Annotated in this window: 32 protein-coding genes; all 32 read right to left on the minus strand. The window is 56.1% G+C overall.

What is annotated here, in order from left to right; genetic code table 11:
* Positions 1 to 99 precede the first annotated feature (99 nt).
* The 32 genes from rplQ to rpsG all read right to left on the minus strand — a co-directional run bounded on the left by rplQ (position 100) and on the right by rpsG (position 18,162).
* On the minus strand, positions 100 to 705 hold the full coding sequence (gene rplQ / locus NQ491_RS05840) for a 50S ribosomal protein L17 (protein ID WP_019245968.1): 606 nt from the start codon (positions 703 to 705) through the stop codon (positions 100 to 102).
* 63 nt (positions 706 to 768) lie between these two features.
* Positions 769 to 1,761: a DNA-directed RNA polymerase subunit alpha gene (locus tag NQ491_RS05845; protein ID WP_026089655.1), complete on the minus strand. Its 993-nt coding sequence runs from the start codon at positions 1,759 to 1,761 to the stop codon at positions 769 to 771.
* A 24-nt stretch (positions 1,762 to 1,785) separates the two neighbouring features.
* On the minus strand, positions 1,786 to 2,394 hold the full coding sequence (rpsD, locus tag NQ491_RS05850; RefSeq protein WP_019245970.1) for a 30S ribosomal protein S4: 609 nt from the start codon (positions 2,392 to 2,394) through the stop codon (positions 1,786 to 1,788).
* 113 nt (positions 2,395 to 2,507) lie between these two features.
* The gene (rpsK, locus tag NQ491_RS05855; RefSeq protein WP_026089656.1) at positions 2,508 to 2,897 is read right to left on the minus strand and encodes a 30S ribosomal protein S11; all 390 of its coding nucleotides are present in this window, start codon (positions 2,895 to 2,897) and stop codon (positions 2,508 to 2,510) included.
* A gap of 12 nt (positions 2,898 to 2,909) precedes the next feature.
* Positions 2,910 to 3,290, minus strand: a complete 381-nt coding sequence (gene rpsM, locus NQ491_RS05860; RefSeq protein WP_019245972.1) for a 30S ribosomal protein S13 — start codon at positions 3,288 to 3,290, stop codon at positions 2,910 to 2,912.
* Positions 3,291 to 3,319: 29 nt separating this feature from the next.
* Entirely contained in the window at positions 3,320 to 3,436 is a 117-nt protein-coding gene (gene rpmJ / locus NQ491_RS05865; protein WP_009132884.1) for a 50S ribosomal protein L36, read from the minus strand.
* Positions 3,437 to 3,525: 89 nt separating this feature from the next.
* Positions 3,526 to 3,744 carry a translation initiation factor IF-1 gene (infA, locus tag NQ491_RS05870; protein WP_009132883.1) on the minus strand — a complete coding sequence of 73 codons (219 nt, stop codon included), beginning with the start codon at positions 3,742 to 3,744 and terminating at the stop codon, positions 3,526 to 3,528.
* 5 nt (positions 3,745 to 3,749) lie between these two features.
* Entirely contained in the window at positions 3,750 to 4,529 is a 780-nt protein-coding gene (gene map, locus NQ491_RS05875) for a type I methionyl aminopeptidase (RefSeq protein WP_019245973.1), read from the minus strand.
* Between the two features lie 15 nt (positions 4,530 to 4,544).
* Positions 4,545 to 5,870 carry a preprotein translocase subunit SecY gene (gene secY, locus NQ491_RS05880; RefSeq protein WP_019245974.1) on the minus strand — a complete coding sequence of 442 codons (1,326 nt, stop codon included), beginning with the start codon at positions 5,868 to 5,870 and terminating at the stop codon, positions 4,545 to 4,547.
* A 10-nt stretch (positions 5,871 to 5,880) separates the two neighbouring features.
* The gene (gene rplO, locus NQ491_RS05885) at positions 5,881 to 6,327 is read right to left on the minus strand and encodes a 50S ribosomal protein L15 (RefSeq protein ID WP_019245975.1); all 447 of its coding nucleotides are present in this window, start codon (positions 6,325 to 6,327) and stop codon (positions 5,881 to 5,883) included.
* A 75-nt stretch (positions 6,328 to 6,402) separates the two neighbouring features.
* Entirely contained in the window at positions 6,403 to 6,585 is a 183-nt protein-coding gene (rpmD, locus tag NQ491_RS05890) for a 50S ribosomal protein L30 (protein ID WP_019245976.1), read from the minus strand.
* 12 nt (positions 6,586 to 6,597) lie between these two features.
* On the minus strand, positions 6,598 to 7,116 hold the full coding sequence (rpsE, locus tag NQ491_RS05895; protein WP_019245977.1) for a 30S ribosomal protein S5: 519 nt from the start codon (positions 7,114 to 7,116) through the stop codon (positions 6,598 to 6,600).
* Positions 7,117 to 7,121: 5 nt separating this feature from the next.
* Complete coding sequence (rplR, locus tag NQ491_RS05900) at positions 7,122 to 7,484, minus strand: 50S ribosomal protein L18 (RefSeq protein ID WP_019245978.1); 363 nt, start codon at positions 7,482 to 7,484, stop codon at positions 7,122 to 7,124.
* 15 nt (positions 7,485 to 7,499) lie between these two features.
* Positions 7,500 to 8,057, minus strand: coding sequence for a 50S ribosomal protein L6 (rplF, locus tag NQ491_RS05905; RefSeq protein WP_026089657.1), 558 nt, complete (start codon positions 8,055 to 8,057; stop codon positions 7,500 to 7,502).
* Between the two features lie 105 nt (positions 8,058 to 8,162).
* Positions 8,163 to 8,561, minus strand: a complete 399-nt coding sequence (rpsH, locus tag NQ491_RS05910) for a 30S ribosomal protein S8 (protein WP_026089658.1) — start codon at positions 8,559 to 8,561, stop codon at positions 8,163 to 8,165.
* Between the two features lie 124 nt (positions 8,562 to 8,685).
* Positions 8,686 to 8,955, minus strand: a complete 270-nt coding sequence (rpsN, locus tag NQ491_RS05915) for a 30S ribosomal protein S14 (RefSeq protein ID WP_026089659.1) — start codon at positions 8,953 to 8,955, stop codon at positions 8,686 to 8,688.
* Positions 8,956 to 8,961: 6 nt separating this feature from the next.
* Positions 8,962 to 9,519 (minus strand): 50S ribosomal protein L5, encoded by a 558-nt coding sequence (gene rplE, locus NQ491_RS05920; RefSeq protein WP_019245982.1) that lies wholly within the window; start codon positions 9,517 to 9,519, stop codon positions 8,962 to 8,964.
* Entirely contained in the window at positions 9,519 to 9,842 is a 324-nt protein-coding gene (gene rplX, locus NQ491_RS05925; RefSeq protein WP_019245983.1) for a 50S ribosomal protein L24, read from the minus strand. Before rplX ends, rplE begins: the two co-directional genes overlap by 1 nt.
* Before the next feature lie 19 nt (positions 9,843 to 9,861).
* On the minus strand, positions 9,862 to 10,227 hold the full coding sequence (rplN, locus tag NQ491_RS05930; protein ID WP_019245984.1) for a 50S ribosomal protein L14: 366 nt from the start codon (positions 10,225 to 10,227) through the stop codon (positions 9,862 to 9,864).
* Positions 10,228 to 10,229: 2 nt separating this feature from the next.
* Positions 10,230 to 10,484, minus strand: coding sequence for a 30S ribosomal protein S17 (rpsQ, locus tag NQ491_RS05935; protein WP_019245985.1), 255 nt, complete (start codon positions 10,482 to 10,484; stop codon positions 10,230 to 10,232).
* Positions 10,485 to 10,489: 5 nt separating this feature from the next.
* Positions 10,490 to 10,687: a 50S ribosomal protein L29 gene (gene rpmC / locus NQ491_RS05940; RefSeq protein WP_019245986.1), complete on the minus strand. Its 198-nt coding sequence runs from the start codon at positions 10,685 to 10,687 to the stop codon at positions 10,490 to 10,492.
* A gap of 2 nt (positions 10,688 to 10,689) precedes the next feature.
* The gene (rplP, locus tag NQ491_RS05945) at positions 10,690 to 11,118 is read right to left on the minus strand and encodes a 50S ribosomal protein L16 (protein ID WP_026089660.1); all 429 of its coding nucleotides are present in this window, start codon (positions 11,116 to 11,118) and stop codon (positions 10,690 to 10,692) included.
* A 23-nt stretch (positions 11,119 to 11,141) separates the two neighbouring features.
* Positions 11,142 to 11,882 carry a 30S ribosomal protein S3 gene (gene rpsC / locus NQ491_RS05950; protein WP_026089661.1) on the minus strand — a complete coding sequence of 247 codons (741 nt, stop codon included), beginning with the start codon at positions 11,880 to 11,882 and terminating at the stop codon, positions 11,142 to 11,144.
* Between the two features lie 5 nt (positions 11,883 to 11,887).
* Complete coding sequence (gene rplV / locus NQ491_RS05955; protein WP_019245989.1) at positions 11,888 to 12,301, minus strand: 50S ribosomal protein L22; 414 nt, start codon at positions 12,299 to 12,301, stop codon at positions 11,888 to 11,890.
* An 8-nt stretch (positions 12,302 to 12,309) separates the two neighbouring features.
* Complete coding sequence (gene rpsS / locus NQ491_RS05960; protein ID WP_026089662.1) at positions 12,310 to 12,579, minus strand: 30S ribosomal protein S19; 270 nt, start codon at positions 12,577 to 12,579, stop codon at positions 12,310 to 12,312.
* Between the two features lie 18 nt (positions 12,580 to 12,597).
* On the minus strand, positions 12,598 to 13,422 hold the full coding sequence (gene rplB / locus NQ491_RS05965; protein ID WP_026089663.1) for a 50S ribosomal protein L2: 825 nt from the start codon (positions 13,420 to 13,422) through the stop codon (positions 12,598 to 12,600).
* Between the two features lie 5 nt (positions 13,423 to 13,427).
* On the minus strand, positions 13,428 to 13,718 hold the full coding sequence (gene rplW, locus NQ491_RS05970) for a 50S ribosomal protein L23 (RefSeq protein WP_026089664.1): 291 nt from the start codon (positions 13,716 to 13,718) through the stop codon (positions 13,428 to 13,430).
* 87 nt (positions 13,719 to 13,805) lie between these two features.
* A complete protein-coding gene (rplD, locus tag NQ491_RS05975) occupies positions 13,806 to 14,435 on the minus strand; it encodes a 50S ribosomal protein L4 (protein ID WP_019245993.1) in 630 nt (209 codons plus the stop codon).
* Positions 14,436 to 14,437: 2 nt separating this feature from the next.
* Positions 14,438 to 15,055, minus strand: a complete 618-nt coding sequence (gene rplC, locus NQ491_RS05980) for a 50S ribosomal protein L3 (protein WP_026089665.1) — start codon at positions 15,053 to 15,055, stop codon at positions 14,438 to 14,440.
* Positions 15,056 to 15,235: 180 nt separating this feature from the next.
* The gene (gene rpsJ / locus NQ491_RS05985; RefSeq protein WP_019245995.1) at positions 15,236 to 15,541 is read right to left on the minus strand and encodes a 30S ribosomal protein S10; all 306 of its coding nucleotides are present in this window, start codon (positions 15,539 to 15,541) and stop codon (positions 15,236 to 15,238) included.
* 15 nt (positions 15,542 to 15,556) lie between these two features.
* The gene (gene fusA, locus NQ491_RS05990; protein ID WP_019245996.1) at positions 15,557 to 17,623 is read right to left on the minus strand and encodes an elongation factor G; all 2,067 of its coding nucleotides are present in this window, start codon (positions 17,621 to 17,623) and stop codon (positions 15,557 to 15,559) included.
* Between the two features lie 62 nt (positions 17,624 to 17,685).
* Positions 17,686 to 18,162 carry a 30S ribosomal protein S7 gene (gene rpsG / locus NQ491_RS05995; RefSeq protein WP_019245997.1) on the minus strand — a complete coding sequence of 159 codons (477 nt, stop codon included), beginning with the start codon at positions 18,160 to 18,162 and terminating at the stop codon, positions 17,686 to 17,688.
* Positions 18,163 to 18,201 lie beyond the last annotated feature (39 nt).

An 18,201-nucleotide genomic window follows, 5' to 3' on the forward strand; every position in this document is an offset into this window, starting at 1 on the left:
GGAACGCCCGCCTCTCCCCCGCAACGTTCAAGAAGACAATAAAAAAGGGGAGTTCGCAAAAACTCCCCAAAGGTAATATATTGCCGTGTAAAACGCAAATTATTCTGCGGATTGCTCGGCGGCGGGCTCGGCCGTTTCGGCGGGCTCGGCGGCGCTTTTCTTGGCAGCGGCCTTCTTGGCCGGAGCCTTCTTCTCGGCCGGAGCGGCCTCCTGCTCCGCAGCGGCGGTTTCGGCGGCAGCTACGGTCTCGGCGGCAGCGGTTCCGGCAGCGGCACTCTTCTTCGCACCCGAGCGGCTGCGGCGAGTTTTGGGCTTCTCAGCGGCCTTCACCTCCTTCGTGTAGGTCTCGTTGAAGTCAACCAACTCGATCAGGCACATCTCGGCAGCGTCGCCCAGACGAAAACCGGTCTTCAGGATACGGCAGTATCCGCCCGGACGGTCGGCGATCTTCGGAGCCACTTCGCGGAACAGTTCGGCCACGGCCTCCTTGCTTTTCAGATAGCTGAAAACGACACGACGGGAGTGGGTGGTGTCCTGCTTCGATTTGGTAATCAGAGGCTCCACATACATCCTCAGAGCCTTCGCCTTGGCGACGGTCGTCTCGATCCGCTTGTGCAGAATCAGCGAGCTGGCCAGATTGGACAGCAGCGCCTTGCGATGAGCGGCCTGCCGACCCAGGTGGTTGATTTTCTTATTGTGTCTCATAATTGCGTGTTCTTAAATTTTTGCGTCGATACTCTTGGAGCGCAGACCGGTCCCTCCCGGGCATTAGTCTTTGTCCAGCTTGTAAATGGAAACGTCCATCCCGAAATGCAGGTTCAGCGTGGCGAGCAGATCGTCCAGCTCGGAAAGCGACTTCTTGCCGAAATTGCGGAACTTGAGCAGATCGTTCCGGTTGAAACGGACCAAATCGCCCACCGTCTCCACCTCGGCCGCCTTCAGGCAGTTCAGCGCGCGCACCGAAAGGTCCTGATCGGAAAGCTTGGTCTTCAGCAACTGACGCATGTGGAGCACGTCCTCGTCGAATTCCTCGGTCGCGCTGTTCTCCTCCATGTTCAGCGTGATCTTCTCGTCCGAAAAGAGCATGAAATGGTGGATCAGTATCTTGGCGGCTTCCTTCAGCGCATCCTTCGGATGGATCGAGCCGTCCGTAGTCACCTCGATATTGAGCTTTTCGTAGTCCGTTTTCTGTTCCACGCGGTAGTTCTCGACCGAGTACTTGACGTTCTTGATCGGAGTATGGATCGAATCGATGGGGAGCAAGCCGAACTCTGCATCGGCGGGCCGATTCTCGTCGGCAGGCACGTATCCGCGTCCCTTGTTGATCGTGAGCTCCATCTGGACCTTTACGTCGGGGTCCAGCCGGCAGATCACCAACTCGGGATTCAGCACCTTGAAATTCGTAAGGAAGTTCGAGATATAGCCGGCCGTCAGCTCCGTCTGCCCGGCCACGTTGACCGTCACCTTCTCGCTGTCGACGTTCTCGACGGTCCTAATGAAACGCACTTGCTTGAGATTCAGAATGATCTCGAGCATTCCTTCCATTACACCGGGGATAGCAGCAAACTCATGGTCTACGCCAGACACTTTCACGGTCGTGATGGCATACCCCTCGAGCGAACTCAGCAGGATACGACGCAGCGCGTTGCCGACGGTCATTCCGAATCCCGGCTCCAACGGACGAAACTCAAACCGTCCGAAGGAGGAGGTGGACTCGAGCATGATTACCTTTTCAGGCTTTTGAAATGCTAATATTGCCATAATTTTTGCTCCTCGATTAATTTACTACTTAGAGTACAGTTCAACGATCAGTTGCTCGCGGATGTTCTCCGGGATATCGGCCCGGTCGGGCTTCGACAGGAATTTGCCGGTCATCTGGCTGCCTTCCCATTCGAGCCATGCATAGCGGCTGCGACGGCCGCTGCCGAGCGAATCCACGATCACCTCGAGCGCCTTCGACTTCTCGCGCACGCCGACCGTATCGCCTTCCTTGAGCCGGTAGGACGGAATGTTCACGACCTGTCCGTTCACGACGATGTGGCGATGCGAAACGAGCTGCCGGGCCGCGGCGCGCGTCGGAGCGATGCCCAGACGGTATACCACGTTGTCCAGACGGCACTCAAGCAACTTGAGCAGGTTCTCGCCCGTGATGCCTCCCAGACGGGCGGCCGCCTCGTAGGTCCTGTAGAACTGCTTCTCCTGTACTCCGTAGATGGCTTTGGCCTTCTGCTTCTCGAGCAGCTGGGTCCCGTACTCCGAGACCTTCTTGCGCTTACGGGCAAGTCCGTGTTGTCCCGGGGGATAGTTCTTCTTCTCCAGTGACTTATCCGTCCCGAAAATGGCTTCGCCGAACTTTCTGGCGATTTTTGATTTTGGTCCTATGTATCTTCCCATTTGTAGAAATTTTTCTGATGTTGTCAAATTGTCGCCGAGCCTATGCGCTCAGGCGCGCACGAAAACCGCCGGTCCTTTTCCCGTGGGAAACGGACCGCTGCGCGGCTTCACCCTTACACGCGACGACGGTTGGGCGGACGGCATCCGTTGTGAGGAAGCGGCGTCACGTCGATGATCTCGATCACCTCGATGCCGGCCCCGTGGATCGTGCGGATGGCCGACTCGCGGCCCGCGCCCGGCCCCTTGACATATACCTTCACCTTGCGCAGACCCATATCGTACGCTACTTTCGCGCAGTCGGTCGCTGCGGTTTGGGCTGCGTAGGGAGTATTTTTCTTAGAACCTCTGAATCCCATCTTACCGGCCGAGCTCCAGCTGATGACCTGTCCCTGAGCGTTGGTCAGCGTGATGATCACGTTGTTGAAAGTCGAGTGCACGTGAGCCATGCCCTGAGCCTCCACCTTGACAACCTTCTTCTTAACTGTTCCAGTCTTTTTTGCCATAACTCTCTACGATTACTTAGTTGCTTTTTTCTTGTTGGCCACAGTTTTCTTCCGACCTTTGCGGGTACGGGCGTTGTTCTTCGTGCTCTGCCCGCGGACAGGCAGCCCCAAGCGGTGGCGGATGCCCCGGTAGCAACCGATGTCCATCAGGCGCTTGATGTTGAGCTGAACGGTCGAGCGGAGCTCGCCTTCCACCTTGTAGCCCTCGCTGGCGATCACGTTACGGATCGCGGCGACGTTCTCGTCGCTCCAATCCTTCACCTTCACGTCGTAGCTGATCTGAGCCTTCTCAAGAATTGCGCGAGCGGTACTTCTCCCGATTCCGTAGATATAGGTCAGCCCTATCTCGCCTCGTTTATTTTTGGGTAAATCTACACCGACTATACGTGCCATAAAATTCTAATCTCTTTTAGGTTTCAAAACTATCCTTGGCGCATTTTCAACTTAGGATTTTTCTTGCAGATCACATACAGGCGGCCTTTGCGCTTCACGATCTTGCAATCCTCGCTTCTTTTTTTGATGGATGTTCTAACTTTCATTTTTCAGACATCTTAAAATTGTGTGTTGTAAAACCTGCCGCAGCCGCTTTCCGCCCCGTGCGGACGACTCCGGCGCGCAGTCCGGCTACCTATTTGTAGCGGAACGAGATCCGCCCCTTACTCAGATCGTAAGGAGACATCTCCACTTTCACTTTGTCTCCCGGCAAGATTTTGATGTAGTGCATTCTCATCTTTCCCGAGATATGGGCGGTAATCACGTGGCCGTTGTCCAGCTCGACGCGGAACATCGCGTTCGACAGGGCCTCGATGATGGTTCCGTCCTTTTCGATAGCAGCTTGTTTTGCCATAGAGCCTAATTGTTGTTAAGTGCCTTTTCGATTACTCCAAAATCGGTCAGTACGTCGGGCCCGTCCTTCGTGATCGCTACGGCGAACTCGAAATGAGCCGCCGGCTTGCGGTCGCGGGTCCGCACCGTCCAGCCGTCCCTCTCGAAGACGATCTCGCGCGACCCCATGTTGACCATGGGCTCGATGCAGATCACCATGCCCGCCTTGAGCAGCGGGCCTCTGCCTCGCGCTCCGTAGTTGGGGACCTGAGGATCCTCGTGCATCTTGCGGCCCAGGCCGTGTCCGACCATTTCCCTCACTACGGAATAACCGTGCTTTTCGGCATGCTCCTGCACAGCGTACCCGATGTCGCCGATGCGATGTCCGGGCTGTGCCTGTGCGACCCCTTTATAAAGAGCTTCTTTGGTTACTCTGAGAAGCCGCTCCGCCTCGGGAGCGATCTCCCCAACCGCGAACGTATACGCGGAATCGCCATAAAACCCCTTCATAAACGTGCCGCAGTCTACCGAAACCACGTCTCCGTCCTTCAGGACGACCTTGGAAGAGGGAATCCCGTGCACGACCTGCTCGTTGACCGATATGCAGAGCGTGTTCGGGAAACCGTTGTACCCCAGAAACCCCGGAACGGCTCCGTGGCTTCGGATGAAGTCCTCGGCGATCCGGTCCAGCTCGAGGGTCGTCACTCCCGCGCGAACGTGCTTGGCCAGCTCGGCCAGCGTAGCGCTGACCAGCCGGTTGTTCTCACGGAGCAACTCGATCTCTTCCGCCGTTTTAAAGTATATCATCTCGCTTTCGAACGCTTAAGCGGTTCTGCCCTTGATCCGTCCGGTCTTCATCAGGCCGTCGTAGTGACGCAGGAGCAGGTAGCTTTCAATCTGCTGGAGAGTGTCAAGAACAACGCCCACCAAGATCAGCAGCGACGTACCGCCATAGAACAGCGCGAACTGATCGTTGATTCCGATAATCATGGCAAAAGCGGGTAGAATCGCCACGATCGCGAGGAAAATGGAACCCGGAAGCGTGATTCTTGTCATGATGGTATCGAGGTACTCGACCGTCTTCTTGCCGGGCTTCACGCCGGGGATGAACCCGCCGTTACGCTTCATATCCTCGGCCATCATGTTGGGATTCACGGTAATTGCTGTATAGAAATAGGTGAACGCCACGACCAGTAGCCCGAACACCAGATTATACCAGAAGCCGCGGTAGTCCGAGAACGCGGTGCCGATAGCGCTCGTCGCCTCGAAACGGCTGAAGAACATCGGGATAAACATCAGCGCCTGAGCGAAGATGATCGGCATGACCCCGGCGGCATTGATCTTGAGCGGAATATACTGACGGACTCCGCCGTACTGCTTGTTGCCTACGATCCGCTTGGCGTACTGCACGGGAATCTTGCGCGTAGCCTGCACCAGAGCGATCGTCGCCGCGAATACCAAAAACAGCAGCGCCAGCTCGACGACCAGCATCACGAAACCACCGGTGGCTTCCGTGAAGCGCGTATTGAACTCCGCGATCAGCGCGTGCGGCAGCCGGGCGATGATACCCACCATGATAATCAGCGACACGCCGTTGCCGATTCCCTTGTCGGTGATCTTCTCGCCGAGCCACATCACGAACATCGTTCCGGCGATCAGGACGATCGTCGCGCTGACGGTAAACAGTACGCTCGACGGCCCCAGCACGAAGGCATAGGGTTGCAGCGTTCCGTGCAGGTTGGCCAGATAAGCCGGAGCCTGCAACAACAGCACGATAATCGTCAGGTAGCGCGTCCACTGGTTGATCTTGCGACGGCCGCTCTCTCCCTCCTTCTGCAGTTTCTGGAAGTAGGGAACCACGATGCCCAGCAGCTGGATCACGATCGAGGCCGAAATGTAGGGCATGATGCCGAGCGCGAAGATCGAGGCGTTGGAGAACGCTCCTCCGGAGAAGATGTTCAGCAGGCCGAGCAGTCCGTTGCCGCTGACCTGGCTCTGCAGGTCCGTGAGGGCTTCCGGGTTGATCCCCGGGATCACGACAAAACTACCGAAGCGATAGACAAGAATCAGGGAGAGCGTAAAGAGAATACGCTTGCGCAGCTCCTCGATCTTGAATATGTTCTTGATGGTTTCGATTAGCCTTTTCATTACTGAAAAATTAAAGTTTCACAACCTTGCCCTGCTGCGCCTCGATCGCTGCGACGGCCGATTTCGAGAAGGCGTGAGCCGTCACCTCGAGCGGCATCGAGAGCGTTCCGCCGCCGAGGATCTTCACGCGGTCGTTCTTCGAGGCGAAACCGGCCTCGACCAACGTGTCGATATCGATTGCCTTGAGCGACTTCTTGGCGGCGAGCGCCTCGAGGGCTCCGAGGTTGATCCCCTTGTACTCCACGCGCTTGAGATTGGTAAAGCCGTACTTGGGCAGGCGTCTCTGCAAAGGCATCTGGCCGCCCTCGAAGCCGATCTTCGACGAGTAGCCCGAACGCGATTTGGCGCCCTTATGTCCGCGCGTCGAAGTGCCTCCACGTCCGGAACCCTGACCGCGGCCGATCCGCTTCTCTTTCTTGGTTGACCCTTCTGCGGGTTTCAAATTACTGAGATTCATCCTTATTCTGACGTTGTTCCCTGAGCGGGCGCCGGCCGTTCGCACGGCGGAAGCCCGCCCGGGATAAGTTGATAACTATTTTACTTCTTCGATCCGGACCAGGTGCTTCACCTTCTCGACCATACCCAATATGATCGCCGAATCGTCGTGCTCGACGGTCTGATTGATCTTGCGGAGCCCCAGCGCGTCGAGGTTCTTCTTCTGAAGAGCCGACGAGCCGATCCGACTCTTGATCTGCGTTATTTTCAATTTAGCCATTTCTTTGCCGAATTATCCGTTGAACACTGTATCGAGCGAAACGCCTCTCACCTGAGCCACGCTGCGGGCGTCGCGCAGCTCGAGCAGAGCGGCGACGGTAGCCTTCACGAGGTTGTGCGGATTCGAGGAGCCCTTGCTCTTGGCGAGCACGTTGCGGATGCCCACGCTTTCGAGCACGGCACGCATGGCGCCGCCGGCGATAACGCCGGTACCGGGAGCGGCCGGGCGGATCATCACCAAGGAACCGCTGTAACGAGCCTCTTGCTTGTGAGGGATCGTGCCTTTGAGCACCGGAATCTTCACGAGGTTCTTCTTGGCATCCTCCACGCCCTTGGCGATGGCCGAGGTCACTTCGCTGGCCTTGCCCAGACCGTAGCCCACGACGCCGTTCTCGTTACCGACCACGACGATCGCCGAAAAACTGAACGTACGGCCACCCTTGGTCACCTTCGTCACGCGCTGGATGCTGACGAGCCGGTCCTTCAATTCCAGATCGCTCGTTCTTACCTTCTTTATGTTGGTGTTTGACATATCGCTTAGAATTTAAGACCACCCTCTCTGGCGGCATCTGCTAACATTTTAACTCTACCGTGGTACAAGTATCCGTTGCGGTCGAAAGCCACTTCGGCGATACCCTTCTGCGCGCAGCGCTCGGCGGCCAGCTTGCCGACCAGTGCGGCGATCTGGCTCTTGGTGAGGCCTGCGGCCTTTTCGGCCACTTCCTTGTCGAGCGACGAGGCTGCTGCCAACGTAACACCGCGAAGGTCGTCGATAAGCTGTACTGAAATCTGCTTGTTACTTCTGAACACAGACATGCGAGGCTTCTCGGCGGTTCCGCTCACGATCTTGCGGATACGCATCTTGATTCTCGCTCTTCTTTCTACCTTAGTCAATGACATAATTCTACGATTTTACTATTTAGCATTAGCAGACTTGCCAGCCTTGCGGCGAAGCTGTTCGCCCACGAACTTGATACCTTTGCCCTTGTAAGGCTCGGGCTTGCGCAGCGAGCGGATCTTGGCAGCGACCTGACCGATCAGCTGCTTGTCGATGCTCTTGAGGGTGACGATCGGGTTTCCTTTCTTCTCGGTTACGGCCTCGACCTTGATCTCGGGAGGAAGCTGTACGAAAATATCGTGGGAATAGCCCAAGGAGAGCTCCAGAATCTGTCCCTTGGCCTCGGCCTTGAAACCGACGCCGACGAGTTCCTGCTTGATTTCGTATCCTTTCGATACGCCCACGACCATATTGTGAATCAGGGCGCGATACAGCCCGTGCATCGAGCGATGGCGGGGCTGGTCGGTCGGGCGGGTTACGGTCAGTTGATTTCCCTCTACGGTCACGGTAATATCCGAGTCAACCTTTTGGCTGAGCTGTCCCAGAGGTCCTTTCACGCTTACCACGTTCCCGGGGCCGACGGTAACCGTCACCCCGGCGGGCAGGTCTACAGGTAATTTTCCAATTCTTGACATTGCTGCAATTTTAATGTTTTGATTACTGGTCTTTCGGCCGGGAGCCTCCCGATCGGGAACGGCCCGCGGCATACAGACGCCGGTTGCTGCGGTTACGTCCCGCGATTAATAGACGTAGCAGAGCACCTCGCCGCCCACGTTCTCCTGACGCGCCTTCTTGTCGGTCATGATACCCTTGGAGGTCGATACGATCGCGATGCCCAGGCCGTTCAGCACGCGGGGCATGTCCGCAGCGCTCGCGTAGCGGCGCAGACCCGGACGGCTTACCCGCTTGAGGCCCTTGATCGCATTGGTTTTCGTCTCCGGATGGTACTTCAGAGCGATTTTGATGATCGGGTGTCCCTTGGAGTCCGCCTCGAACTTGTAGGCCAGGATATAGCCCTGTTCGAACAGAATCTTCGTGATCGCCTGTTTCATCTTCGAGCCGGGAGCTTCAACCACCTTGTGGTTGGCTTTCACCGCGTTTCTGACTCGCGTCAGAAAATCCGCAATAGGATCAGTCATGTTTGAATGTTTGAAGTGAAAAGTTCTGAAAAATGCAATATACAAATTAAAAATCAGGCGTTAAAGATACGAATAATATTCGTAAGTTTCACATCCCAATTTTTAATTTGCATTTGCAGCGTATCTACCAGCTCGCCTTCTTCACGCCCGGGATCAGCCCCTTGGAAGCCATCTCGCGGAACTGAATACGGCTGATGCCGAACAGTCTCATGTAGCCTTTGGGCCGACCGGTGATCTTGCAGCGGTTGTGCAAGCGCACGGGGTTGGAGTTGCGCGGCAGCTTCGCGAGTCCTTCCTGGTCTCCCGCTTCCTTCAGCGCGGCGCGCTTAGCGGCATATCGCTCGACCAGCTTGAGGCGCTTTACCTCGCGGGCCTTCATTGATTCCTTTGCCATATCGCCTTAGTTCTTTTTAATGTTCTTGAATGGGAGGCCGAACTCCTTGAGCAGCGCGTATGCCTCCTCGTCGTTGGCCGCCGTCGTTACGAACGTGATCTCCATGCCCAGAATCTTCGTGATCTTGTCGATGTCGATTTCCGGGAAGATGATCTGCTCGGCGACGCCGAGCGTGTAGTTGCCCTGACCGTCGAACTTGTCGTTGATACCCTTGAAGTCGCGGATACGGGGCAGAGCCACCGCCACGAGCCTTTCGAGGAACTCATACATCTTGTTGTGACGCAGCGTCACGCGCGCGCCGATAGGCATGCCCTTGCGCAGCTTGAAGTTCGAGATATCCTTCTTGGAACGGGTCATAACGGCTTTCTGACCGGTGATCTTCGTCAGCTCCTCGATCGCCGTCTCGATAATCTTCTTATCGCCTACGGCCTGACCGAGTCCCTGATTGATGACGATCTTCTCCAGTACGGGGACCTGCATCACGCTGCTGTAACCGAACTGCTTGACAAGGGCGGGCACCACCTGCTCCTTGTACATTTTCTTGAGTGTGGGAACGTAAGCCATTATTTCAATTCCTCCCCTGACTTTTTAGAGTAACGTACTAATTTACCGTCTGCGTTCACCCGGCGTCCGACGCGCGTCGCCTTGCCGCTCTTCGGGTCTACCGGCTGCAGGTTCGATATGTGAATCGGAGCCTCCTTCTTCACGATACCGCCTTGGGGGTTCTTGGCATTGGGCTTGGTGTGCTTGCTGACCATGTTCACGCCCTCGACGATGGCGCGCTCCTTGCCGACCAGCACTTCGAGGACCTTACCCTGCTGCCCCTTGCTCTCGCCGGCGTTCACGATCACCGTGTCCCCTTTCTTGATATGCAATTTCACTGACATCTTAACATCCTTTTAAAGGTTACAATACTTCGGGAGCGAGGGAAATGATCTTCATGTAGGAGTCGCGCAGCTCGCGGGCCACCGGACCGAAAATACGCGTTCCCCTCATTTCGCCTTGGTTGTTCAGAAGCACGACGGCGTTGTCGTCGAAACGGATGTAGGACCCGTTGGTGCGCCTGATCTCCTTCTTGGTGCGGACAACGACCGCCTTCGACACGGTCCCCTTCTTAATGTCTCCGGAAGGGGTCGCGCTTTTCACGGTCACCACAATCTTATCGCCGATCGTCGCGTAGCGTTTTCCTGTCCCGCCCAACACGCGGATGCAAAGGACCTCCTTCGCACCGCTGTTATCGGCGACCGTTAGTCTGCTTTCTTGCTGTATCATGACTATTTAGCTCTTTCAATGATTTCTACTAATCTCCAACGCTTCGTCTTGCTGAGCGGTCTGGTCTCGGCAATCCGCACGGTATCTCCGGGGTTGCAGGTGTTGGTCTCGTCGTGAGCCACGAACTTGGTCGTCTTGTTCACGAACTTGCCGTAGATCGGATGCTTCTCCTTGCGCTTGATCGCAACCGTGATGGACTTGTCCATTTTATTGCTGACCACGACCCCGATTCTTTCCTTTCTGAGATTTCTTTCCATGGGTACTAACTTTTTACGTTTTGCTTTTGGGCCAGGATCGTCATCATGCGGGCGATATCCCTACGCGCCTTCTTCAATGTGGTCGGATTCTCCACCGGGGAAACGGCATGATTGAGTTTCGCCCGGAGCAGGTTGGCCTTCTCCGTTTCGATCCTTTCCGCGATTTCGGCCACGGTAAGTTCTCTTATTTCAGCAGTCTTCATCTCTAAATCGAATTTTCGGTGTAATCGCGTCTGACAATAAACTTAGTCGTGATCGGCAGCTTCTGAGCTCCCAGACGGAGAGCCTCCTGAGCCACTGCCAAGGGCACGCCCTCGGCCTCGATCAGGATGCGGCCCGGCGTCACCGGAGCGACGAATCCTTCCGGCGAGCCCTTACCCTTACCCATACGCACTTCGGCAGGCTTCTTCGTAATGGGCTTGTCCGGGAAAATACGGATCCATATCTGACCTTCACGCTTCATGCAACGCACGATTGCCTGACGTGCGGCTTCTATCTGGCGACCGGTTATCCAAGTAGATTCCATTGCCTTGATGCCGAACGAGCCGAAAGCGAGCTGAGCTCCGCGCTGGGCGTTGCCCTTCATGCGGCCCTTCTGCATTCTTCTGAATTTGGTTCTTTTTGGCTGTAACATGATATTATCGCTTTAAGAAGTCCCTATTTGTTGTTTTTTCTCTTTTTGTCGCGGCCGCCCCGGGGCTTGTCGCCGTGATAGCCGCCCTGACCGGCGGAAGTCTGCGCGTTGACGCCCGAAATCTGGAACAGGTCGCGCTTGTTGTAGACCTCCCCGTTGCATATCCACACCTTGATGCCCAGCAGACCCACCTTCGTGAGCGCTTCGCACAGCGCGTAATCCACGTCGGCGCGGAACGTATGCAGCGGAATACGACCTTCCTTATACGTCTCGCTGCGGGCCATTTCGGCTCCGCCGACGCGGCCCGAGATCTGAATCTTGATGCCCTCGGCGCCCATGCGCATCGTCGATGCGATGGCCGTCTTGACGGCGCGGCGATACGAAATGCGGCCTTCGAGCTGGCGCGCGATGTTGTTGCCTACGATCACGGCGTCGATCTCAGGACGCTTCACTTCGAAAATGTTGATCTGCACCTCCTTGCCGGTCAGCTTGCGAAGCTCTTCCTTCAGCTTGTCGACTTCCTGACCGCCCTTGCCGATGATGATGCCGGGACGTGCCGTGGAGATCGTAACGGTCACGAGCTTCAGCGTGCGCTCGATGATGATCTTGGAAATGCTTGCCTTGGCCAGACGGGCGCTCAGGTACTTGCGGATCTTGGCGTCCTCGACGAGCTTGCTGGAGAAGTCCTTCCCGCCGTACCAGTTGGAGTCCCAACCGCGGATGATACCCAATCGGTTTGCTATCGGATTAACTTTCTGTCCCATCTGTCTTATTTTTTAGCTTCTTTTACTTCCATTTTATCCACGACGATCGTCACATGGTTCGAACGCTTGCGAATGCGGTGAGCGCGCCCCCGAGGCGCCGGCTGCACGCGCTTGAGCATCTTGCCTCCGTTCACGAAGATTTCCTTTACGATCAGGCGGTTGTCCTCCAGACGCTCGCCCTCGTTTTTCTTCTCCCAGTTGGCGATGGCGGAGCGCAGCAGCTTCTCCAGTCGGATCGAAGCCTGCTTCTTGCTGTAGCGAAGGATACCCAGCGCCTTGTTGATTTCGACTCCCCGGATCAGGTCGGCGACAATGCGCATCTTCAGCGGAGAGGTCGGGCAGTCGTTCAGCACGGCGATCGCCTTCTGCTTCTTTTCGGCCTTCAGTTTTTCGGCTCTTATGCTTTTTCTTGCACCCATTTTACCTGCTATTTTTTCTTATTACCTGAGTGACCACGGAAGTTACGCGTCGGAGCGAACTCGCCCAGCTTGTGACCTACCATGTTCTCCGTTACATATACCGGGATGAACTTGTTCCCGTTGTGCACAGCGATCGTCTGTCCGACGAAGTCGGGCGAGATCATGCTGGCACGCGACCAAGTCTTGATGACAGACTTCTTGCCTCCCTCGTTCTGGGCGATCACTCTCGCCTCCAGCTTGGGTTCGATGTATGGTCCTTTTTTTAATGATCGGCTCATTATGCTACTATTTTTAGATTATTTTTTCCTTCTGGATACGATGAACTTCGAAGTGGTCTTCTTCGGATCGCGGGTTTTATAGCCCTTGGCCAGAAGACCCTTGCGCGAGCGCGGGTGACCTCCCGAGGAACGTCCCTCGCCACCGCCCATCGGGTGATCGACAGGGTTCATCGAAACGCCCCGGTTGCGCGGACGGCGTCCGAGCCAGCGCTTGCGGCCCGCCTTACCGTGCGACTCGAGGCTGTGGTCGGGATTCGACACGACGCCGATCGTAGCACGGCAGGTAACGAGCACCATGCGGGTTTCGCCCGAGGGAAGCTTGATAATAGCATATTTGCCTTCGCGGGCCAGAAGCTGCGCGTAGGTACCGGCACTGCGGGCCATCACGGCTCCCTGACCGGGGTAGAGTTCGATGTTGTGAATCACCGTACCCAGCGGAATATCCGACAGGAACAGCGTGTTGCCCACTTCGGGAGCGGCGCCGGCGCCGGTCGAAACGACCTGACCGACCTGCAGGCCGTTCGGAGCAAGGATATAGCGCTTCTCGCCGTCGGCATAGGTAATCAAGGCGATACGGGCCGAACGGTTCGGGTCGTACTCGATGGTCTTGACCGTTCCGCTCATGTTGTCCTTATTTCGCTTGAAGTCGACGATACGGTACATTTTCTTGTGACCGCCTCCGATGTAGCGGACGGTCATCTTGCCGCTGTTGTTGCGGCCGCCCGTGCTTTTCAGAGGGGTAAGCAGCGACTTCTCAGGTGTAGACGAAGTAATATCGTCGAAGGTGCCGATCACTTTGTGACGGGTACCCGGGGTCATGGGTTTGAACTTCTTTACTGCCATCGCTTTTAGATATTACTGTAAAAATCAATCTTATCTCCGTCCTTCAGGGTGACGATCGCCTTCTTGTAGTTGTCGGCGCGTCCGACCAAGAGCCCGTGCTTGGTGTAGCGGCTCTTGAGTTTCCCCATGTAGTTGATGGTGTTCACGTCCATGACCACCACGTTGTACATTGCCTCGACGGCGCTTTTAATCTGCAGCTTGTTCGCCCTCGGATCGACGATGAAACCGTAACGGTTCAGCTTTTCGCCCTGAGCCGTCATTTTCTCGGTTAAAATTGGCTTAATTAATATGTCCATTGCTGTAATGCTAATTTTTATGTCCGGTTTCCGGCGCTCCCCCGGCCCTCGCGGCTTTCAGGGAGTCGGATATCCCGGCAGAAATCGCTACTGTCCAAACATTTGGTTGATTACGTTGACCGAGCCCTCCGACAACACGAGCTTGCCCGCGTTCATCACGTCGTAGGTGTTCAGGTTCGAGGCGAGCACGACCTTCACGTTCTGAAGGTTGCGGGCCGACAGAGCCACGTTCGGGTTCGTCTCGGGAAGCACCAGCAGAATCTTCTGGCCTTCGAGGCTCAGGTTTTTGGTGACGGCCAAGAACTCTTTGGTTTTCGGAGCTTCCATCGAGAAGTCCTCCACCACCTTCACGGCGTCTTCCTTCGCCTTGTAGGTCAGCGCGCTCTTGCGGGCCAATTGCTTGAGCTTCTTGTTCAGCTTGAAGCTGTAGTCGCGGGGCACGGGACCGAACACGCGGCCGCCTCCCGGGAACAGCGGGGAGAGGATGCTGCCCGCACGGGCCCCGCCGGTACCCTTCTGCTTCTTCAGCTTGCGGGTCGAACCGGCCACCTCGTTACGCTGCTTCGACTTGTGCGTGCCCTGACGACGATTGGCCAGATACTGCTTCACATCGAGGTAGATCGCGTGGTTGTTGGGCTCGATACCGAAAATCTCGTCTTTCAGAACGGCCTTCTTGCCGGTCTCTTGGCCTGAAATATTGTAAATCGCTATTTCCATGGTTAGTCTTCGATGATTAAGTATGAACCTTTGGCGCCCGGAATCGAACCTTTCACCAGAAGCAGGTTGTTTTCGGGAAGTTTCTTGAGAATCCGGAGATTGAGAACCTTCACCCGATCTCCGCCGGTACGGCCCGGAAGGCGCTTGCCCTTGAACACGCGCGACGGATACGAGGACGCGCCCAGCGAACCGGGTTTGCGCTGCCGGTTATGCTGACCGTGGGTCTGGCCGCCGACGCCGCCGAAACCGTGACGTTTCACAACGCCTTGGAATCCCTTGCCCTTCGAAATCCCCGTGACGTCGACCCAGTCGTCGTCCTCGAAAATATCGACGGTAACCACGTCGCCCAGATTCAGTTCCTTTTCGAAGCTGGTGAATTCGACCAGCTTACGCTTGGGAGTGGTGTTGGCCTTCTTGAAATGGCCCATCAACGGATTGCTGGTATTCTTTTCCGAAACCTCGTCATAGGCAAGCTGCACGGCCGCGTAGCCGTCCTTCTCGGGAGTCTTCACTTGCGTAACAACACAGGGACCAGCTTCAATCACAGTGCATGGTATATTCTTACCCTCGGCACTGAAAACGGAAGTCATTCCGATTTTTTTTCCAATTAGTCCTGACATTTTGTCTTGATTGTTTGATAATCGAGGAGAGTCCACTGGAAAGGCTCCGGTCGCGGACCGTATCCGGCCGCAACCGTCCTTTCAAGCCTCTACCCTTTGTTAAAAGTATGTTTGTTCGTTTCGGTCGTTCATCCGTGCTCCCGGAAACGCCCCGGACACGAGACGCTCCGGAGCCTTCCATCACACTTTGATCTCCACTTCCACGCCGCTGGGCAGCTCGAGCTTCATCAGGGCGTCGATCGTCTTCGGAGTCGAGCTGTAGATATCGAGAATCCGCTTGAACGTGCACAGCTGGAACTGCTCGCGCGCTTTCTTGTTGACGAAAGTCGAGCGGTTGACGGTAAAGATCTTCTTCTGCGTGGGAAGCGGAACCGGCCCGCTGACCACTGCGCCCGTGCCCTTCACGGTCTTCACGATCTTCTCGGCCGACTTATCGACGAGGTTGTGATCGTACGATTTCAGTTTGATTCTTATTTTTTGGCTCATAATCCTGATATTCTACTATTCCTTTTTACCATTTGACTTTTCGACGATCTCCTTGGCGAGGTTCGCAGGCACTTCCTCGAAATGGGAGAACTCCATCGAAGAGGTCGCACGGCCGGAAGAAATCGTACGCAGTACCGTAACGTAACCGAACATTTCCGACAGCGGCACCTTGGCATCCACCACGCGGGCATTGCCGCGCGACTCCATGCCGGCGATCTGGCCGCGACGCTTGTTCAGGTCGCCGATGATATCGCCCATGTTTTCTTCGGGAGTTACCACCTCGACCTTCATGATCGGCTCGAGAATTACGGGAGAAGCTTTCTTTGCCGCTTCACGGAAACCGTTACGGGCACAGATTTCAAATGAGAGAGCATCAGAGTCGACAGGGTGGAACGAGCCGTCCAGAACGGTCACCTTCATACTGTCGAGCGGGAAGCCTGCCAGCGGGCCGTTGGTCATCGACGACTCGAATCCTTTCTGGATAGCCGGCATATACTCCTTCGGAATGTTACCGCCCTTCACGACGTCGACGAACTCGAGCCCCATCTTGCCTTCCTCGGCGGGACCGATCTCGAAGACGATGTCGGCGAACTTACCGCGACCGCCGGTCTGTTTCTTGAACACCTCGCGGTGCTGAACGGTCGACTTGAGCGATTCCTTGTAGTTGACCTGAGGAGCGCCCTGACTGATCTCGACGCCGAACTCGCGGCGCAGACGGTCGACGATGATCTCCAAGTGCAGCTCGCCCATGCCGCTGATCACGGTCTGGCCGCTGTCCTCGTCGGTCTTGACGGTGAACGTCGGGTCTTCTTCGGACAGTTTGCCCAAAGCGATACCAAGCTTGTCGAGATCCTTCTGGGTCTTCGGCTCGATAGCCAGACCGATCACCGGTTCGGGGAACGTCATCGATTCGAGTACGATCGGGTGCTGTTCGTCGCAAAGCGTGTCGCCCGTGCGGATATCCTTGAAGCCGACGGCGGCGCAGATATCGCCGGCGCCGATTACTTCCATCGGGTTCTGCTTGTTGGCGTGCATCTGGTAAATACGGCTGATACGCTCCTTCTTGCCCGAACGGCTGTTGTGCACATACGTGCCGGCCTCGAGCTTGCCCGAATAAACCCGGACGAACGCCAGACGGCCTACGAACGGGTCCGTAGCGATCTTGAAAGCCAAACCGCAGAACGGATCGCTCTCGGTCGGCTTGCGCGAGGTCTCCTCGCCCGTACGGGGATCGGTGCCGATCACGGCGTCGATGTCGACCGGAGAGGGCAGGAAAGCCATCACATAATCGAGCAGCAACTGCACGCCCTTGTTCTTGAAGGACGAGCCGCAGAGCATCGGCACGATCGTCATCGAGATGGTCGCTTTGCGGATCGCGGCGATCAGCTCGTCGGGAGTGATCGAATCGGGATCCTCGAAGAACTTCTCCATCAGCGCATCGTCGGTCGACGCGACTTCCTCGATCAGCTTCGCGCGCCATTCGGCCGCCTCGGCCTTCATGTTTTCCGGAATTTCGCCGTAGGTGTAGTTGACCAGCTCGGCCTTCTTCGCATCGTCGTACAGAATAGCCCTATTATATATAAGGTCTACCAGCCCGGCAAACTTGTCCTCGGCGCCGATCGGCAGAACCACCGGCAGCGCGTTGGCTCCGAGACGCTCCTTGACCTGAGCGCAAACGTTCAGGAAGTCGGCGCCCGTACGGTCCATCTTGTTGACATAGCCCAGACGGGGTACGCGGTACTTGTCGGCCTGACGCCATACGGTCTCCGACTGGGGCTCGACGCCGCCCACGGCGCAGAACGTAGCCACCGCTCCGTCCAGCACGCGCAGCGAGCGCTCCACCTCGGCCGTGAAGTCGACGTGGCCCGGGGTATCGATAATATTGATCTGGTAGGTCTGGTCCTTGTAGTGCCAGAAAGCGGTCGTCGCGGCCGACGTGATCGTGATGCCGCGCTCCTGCTCCTGAACCATCCAGTCCATCGTCGCGGCGCCTTCGTGCACCTCGCCGATCTTGTGAGTCTTGCCAGTGTAGAAAAGAATACGTTCCGAGGTCGTCGTCTTACCGGCATCGATGTGCGCCATGATGCCGATATTTCTCGTAAATCTTAAATCTCTTGCCATACGTCTGTCCTCTCTCCACTAAATTAGAATCTGAAGTGCGCAAAGGCCTTGTTCGCATCGGCCATGCGGTGCATCTCTTCCTTGCGCTTGAAGGCGGCGCCTTCCTCGTTGTACGCAGCTTGAATTTCGGCAGCCATTTTTTCCGCCATCGATCGACCCGCGCGTTTTTTAGAGTAAAGGATCAGGTTCCGCATTGCTAATGAAACTTTACGCTCAGGTCTCACCTCGGTCGGTACCTGGAAAGTGGCTCCGCCCACTCGACGCGACTTCACCTCCACCTGAGGCGTAATGTTCTCGAGGGCTTTCTTCCAGATATCAAGAGGAGCCTTGTCCGCATCCTTCATCTTCTCGCCCAGAATTTCCATCGCATCGTAGAAGATGGAATAGGCAATACTCTTCTTACCATCCAGCATGAGGTTGTTGACGAACCTGGTCACAAGCACGTCACCGAACTTGGGATCTGGAAGTAGAATTCGCTTTTTAGGCTTCGCTTTTCTCATTGTTCAAAAAGTCTTTGTTGTGTTTTGGTTGTCGTTGCG

The sequence above is a fragment of the Alistipes ihumii AP11 genome, assembly GCF_025144665.1.
GTDB lineage: Bacteria > Bacteroidota > Bacteroidia > Bacteroidales > Rikenellaceae > Alistipes_A > Alistipes_A ihumii.

Excerpts from the sequence above, each read along its gene's own strand:
- rpsK (WP_026089656.1), bottom strand. The coding sequence starts at position 2,897 with ATGGCAAAAAAGACTGGAACAGTTAAGAAGAAGGTTGTCAAGGTGGAG.
- rpsS (WP_026089662.1), bottom strand. The coding sequence starts at position 12,579 with ATGAGCCGATCATTAAAAAAAGGACCATACATCGAACCCAAGCTGGAG.
- rpmD (WP_019245976.1), bottom strand. The coding sequence starts at position 6,585 with ATGGCTAAATTGAAAATAACGCAGATCAAGAGTCGGATCGGCTCGTCG.
- rpsJ (WP_019245995.1), bottom strand. The coding sequence starts at position 15,541 with ATGAGCCAAAAAATAAGAATCAAACTGAAATCGTACGATCACAACCTC.
- rpmC (WP_019245986.1), bottom strand. The coding sequence starts at position 10,687 with ATGAAGACTGCTGAAATAAGAGAACTTACCGTGGCCGAAATCGCGGAA.
- secY (WP_019245974.1), bottom strand. The coding sequence starts at position 5,870 with ATGAAAAGGCTAATCGAAACCATCAAGAACATATTCAAGATCGAGGAG.
- infA (WP_009132883.1), bottom strand. The coding sequence starts at position 3,744 with ATGGCAAAACAAGCTGCTATCGAAAAGGACGGAACCATCATCGAGGCC.
- rpsH (WP_026089658.1), bottom strand. The coding sequence starts at position 8,561 with ATGACTGATCCTATTGCGGATTTTCTGACGCGAGTCAGAAACGCGGTG.
- rplV (WP_019245989.1), bottom strand. The coding sequence starts at position 12,301 with ATGGGTGCAAGAAAAAGCATAAGAGCCGAAAAACTGAAGGCCGAAAAG.
- rplB (WP_026089663.1), bottom strand. The coding sequence starts at position 13,422 with ATGGCAGTAAAGAAGTTCAAACCCATGACCCCGGGTACCCGTCACAAA.
- rplD (WP_019245993.1), bottom strand. The coding sequence starts at position 14,435 with ATGGAAATAGCGATTTACAATATTTCAGGCCAAGAGACCGGCAAGAAG.
- rplP (WP_026089660.1), bottom strand. The coding sequence starts at position 11,118 with ATGTTACAGCCAAAAAGAACCAAATTCAGAAGAATGCAGAAGGGCCGC.
- rplC (WP_026089665.1), bottom strand. The coding sequence starts at position 15,055 with ATGTCAGGACTAATTGGAAAAAAAATCGGAATGACTTCCGTTTTCAGT.
- rplF (WP_026089657.1), bottom strand. The coding sequence starts at position 8,057 with ATGTCAAGAATTGGAAAATTACCTGTAGACCTGCCCGCCGGGGTGACG.
- rpmJ (WP_009132884.1), bottom strand. The coding sequence starts at position 3,436 with ATGAAAGTTAGAACATCCATCAAAAAAAGAAGCGAGGATTGCAAGATC.
- rplE (WP_019245982.1), bottom strand. The coding sequence starts at position 9,519 with ATGGCTTACGTTCCCACACTCAAGAAAATGTACAAGGAGCAGGTGGTG.
- rplR (WP_019245978.1), bottom strand. The coding sequence starts at position 7,484 with ATGTCATTGACTAAGGTAGAAAGAAGAGCGAGAATCAAGATGCGTATC.
- rpsE (WP_019245977.1), bottom strand. The coding sequence starts at position 7,116 with ATGTCAAACACCAACATAAAGAAGGTAAGAACGAGCGATCTGGAATTG.
- rpsG (WP_019245997.1), bottom strand. The coding sequence starts at position 18,162 with ATGAGAAAAGCGAAGCCTAAAAAGCGAATTCTACTTCCAGATCCCAAG.
- rplQ (WP_019245968.1), bottom strand. The coding sequence starts at position 705 with ATGAGACACAATAAGAAAATCAACCACCTGGGTCGGCAGGCCGCTCAT.
- fusA (WP_019245996.1), bottom strand. The coding sequence starts at position 17,623 with ATGGCGCACATCGATGCCGGTAAGACGACGACCTCGGAACGTATTCTT.
- map (WP_019245973.1), bottom strand. The coding sequence starts at position 4,529 with ATGATATACTTTAAAACGGCGGAAGAGATCGAGTTGCTCCGTGAGAAC.
- rpsD (WP_019245970.1), bottom strand. The coding sequence starts at position 2,394 with ATGGGAAGATACATAGGACCAAAATCAAAAATCGCCAGAAAGTTCGGC.
- rplX (WP_019245983.1), bottom strand. The coding sequence starts at position 9,842 with ATGTCAGTGAAATTGCATATCAAGAAAGGGGACACGGTGATCGTGAAC.
- rpsQ (WP_019245985.1), bottom strand. The coding sequence starts at position 10,484 with ATGGAAAGAAATCTCAGAAAGGAAAGAATCGGGGTCGTGGTCAGCAAT.
- rplN (WP_019245984.1), bottom strand. The coding sequence starts at position 10,227 with ATGATACAGCAAGAAAGCAGACTAACGGTCGCCGATAACAGCGGTGCG.
- rpsN (WP_026089659.1), bottom strand. The coding sequence starts at position 8,955 with ATGGCAAAGGAATCAATGAAGGCCCGCGAGGTAAAGCGCCTCAAGCTG.
- rpsC (WP_026089661.1), bottom strand. The coding sequence starts at position 11,882 with ATGGGACAGAAAGTTAATCCGATAGCAAACCGATTGGGTATCATCCGC.
- rpsM (WP_019245972.1), bottom strand. The coding sequence starts at position 3,290 with ATGGCACGTATAGTCGGTGTAGATTTACCCAAAAATAAACGAGGCGAG.
- rplW (WP_026089664.1), bottom strand. The coding sequence starts at position 13,718 with ATGGACATATTAATTAAGCCAATTTTAACCGAGAAAATGACGGCTCAG.
- rplO (WP_019245975.1), bottom strand. The coding sequence starts at position 6,327 with ATGAATCTCAGTAATTTGAAACCCGCAGAAGGGTCAACCAAGAAAGAG.
- NQ491_RS05845 (WP_026089655.1), bottom strand. The coding sequence starts at position 1,761 with ATGGCAATATTAGCATTTCAAAAGCCTGAAAAGGTAATCATGCTCGAG.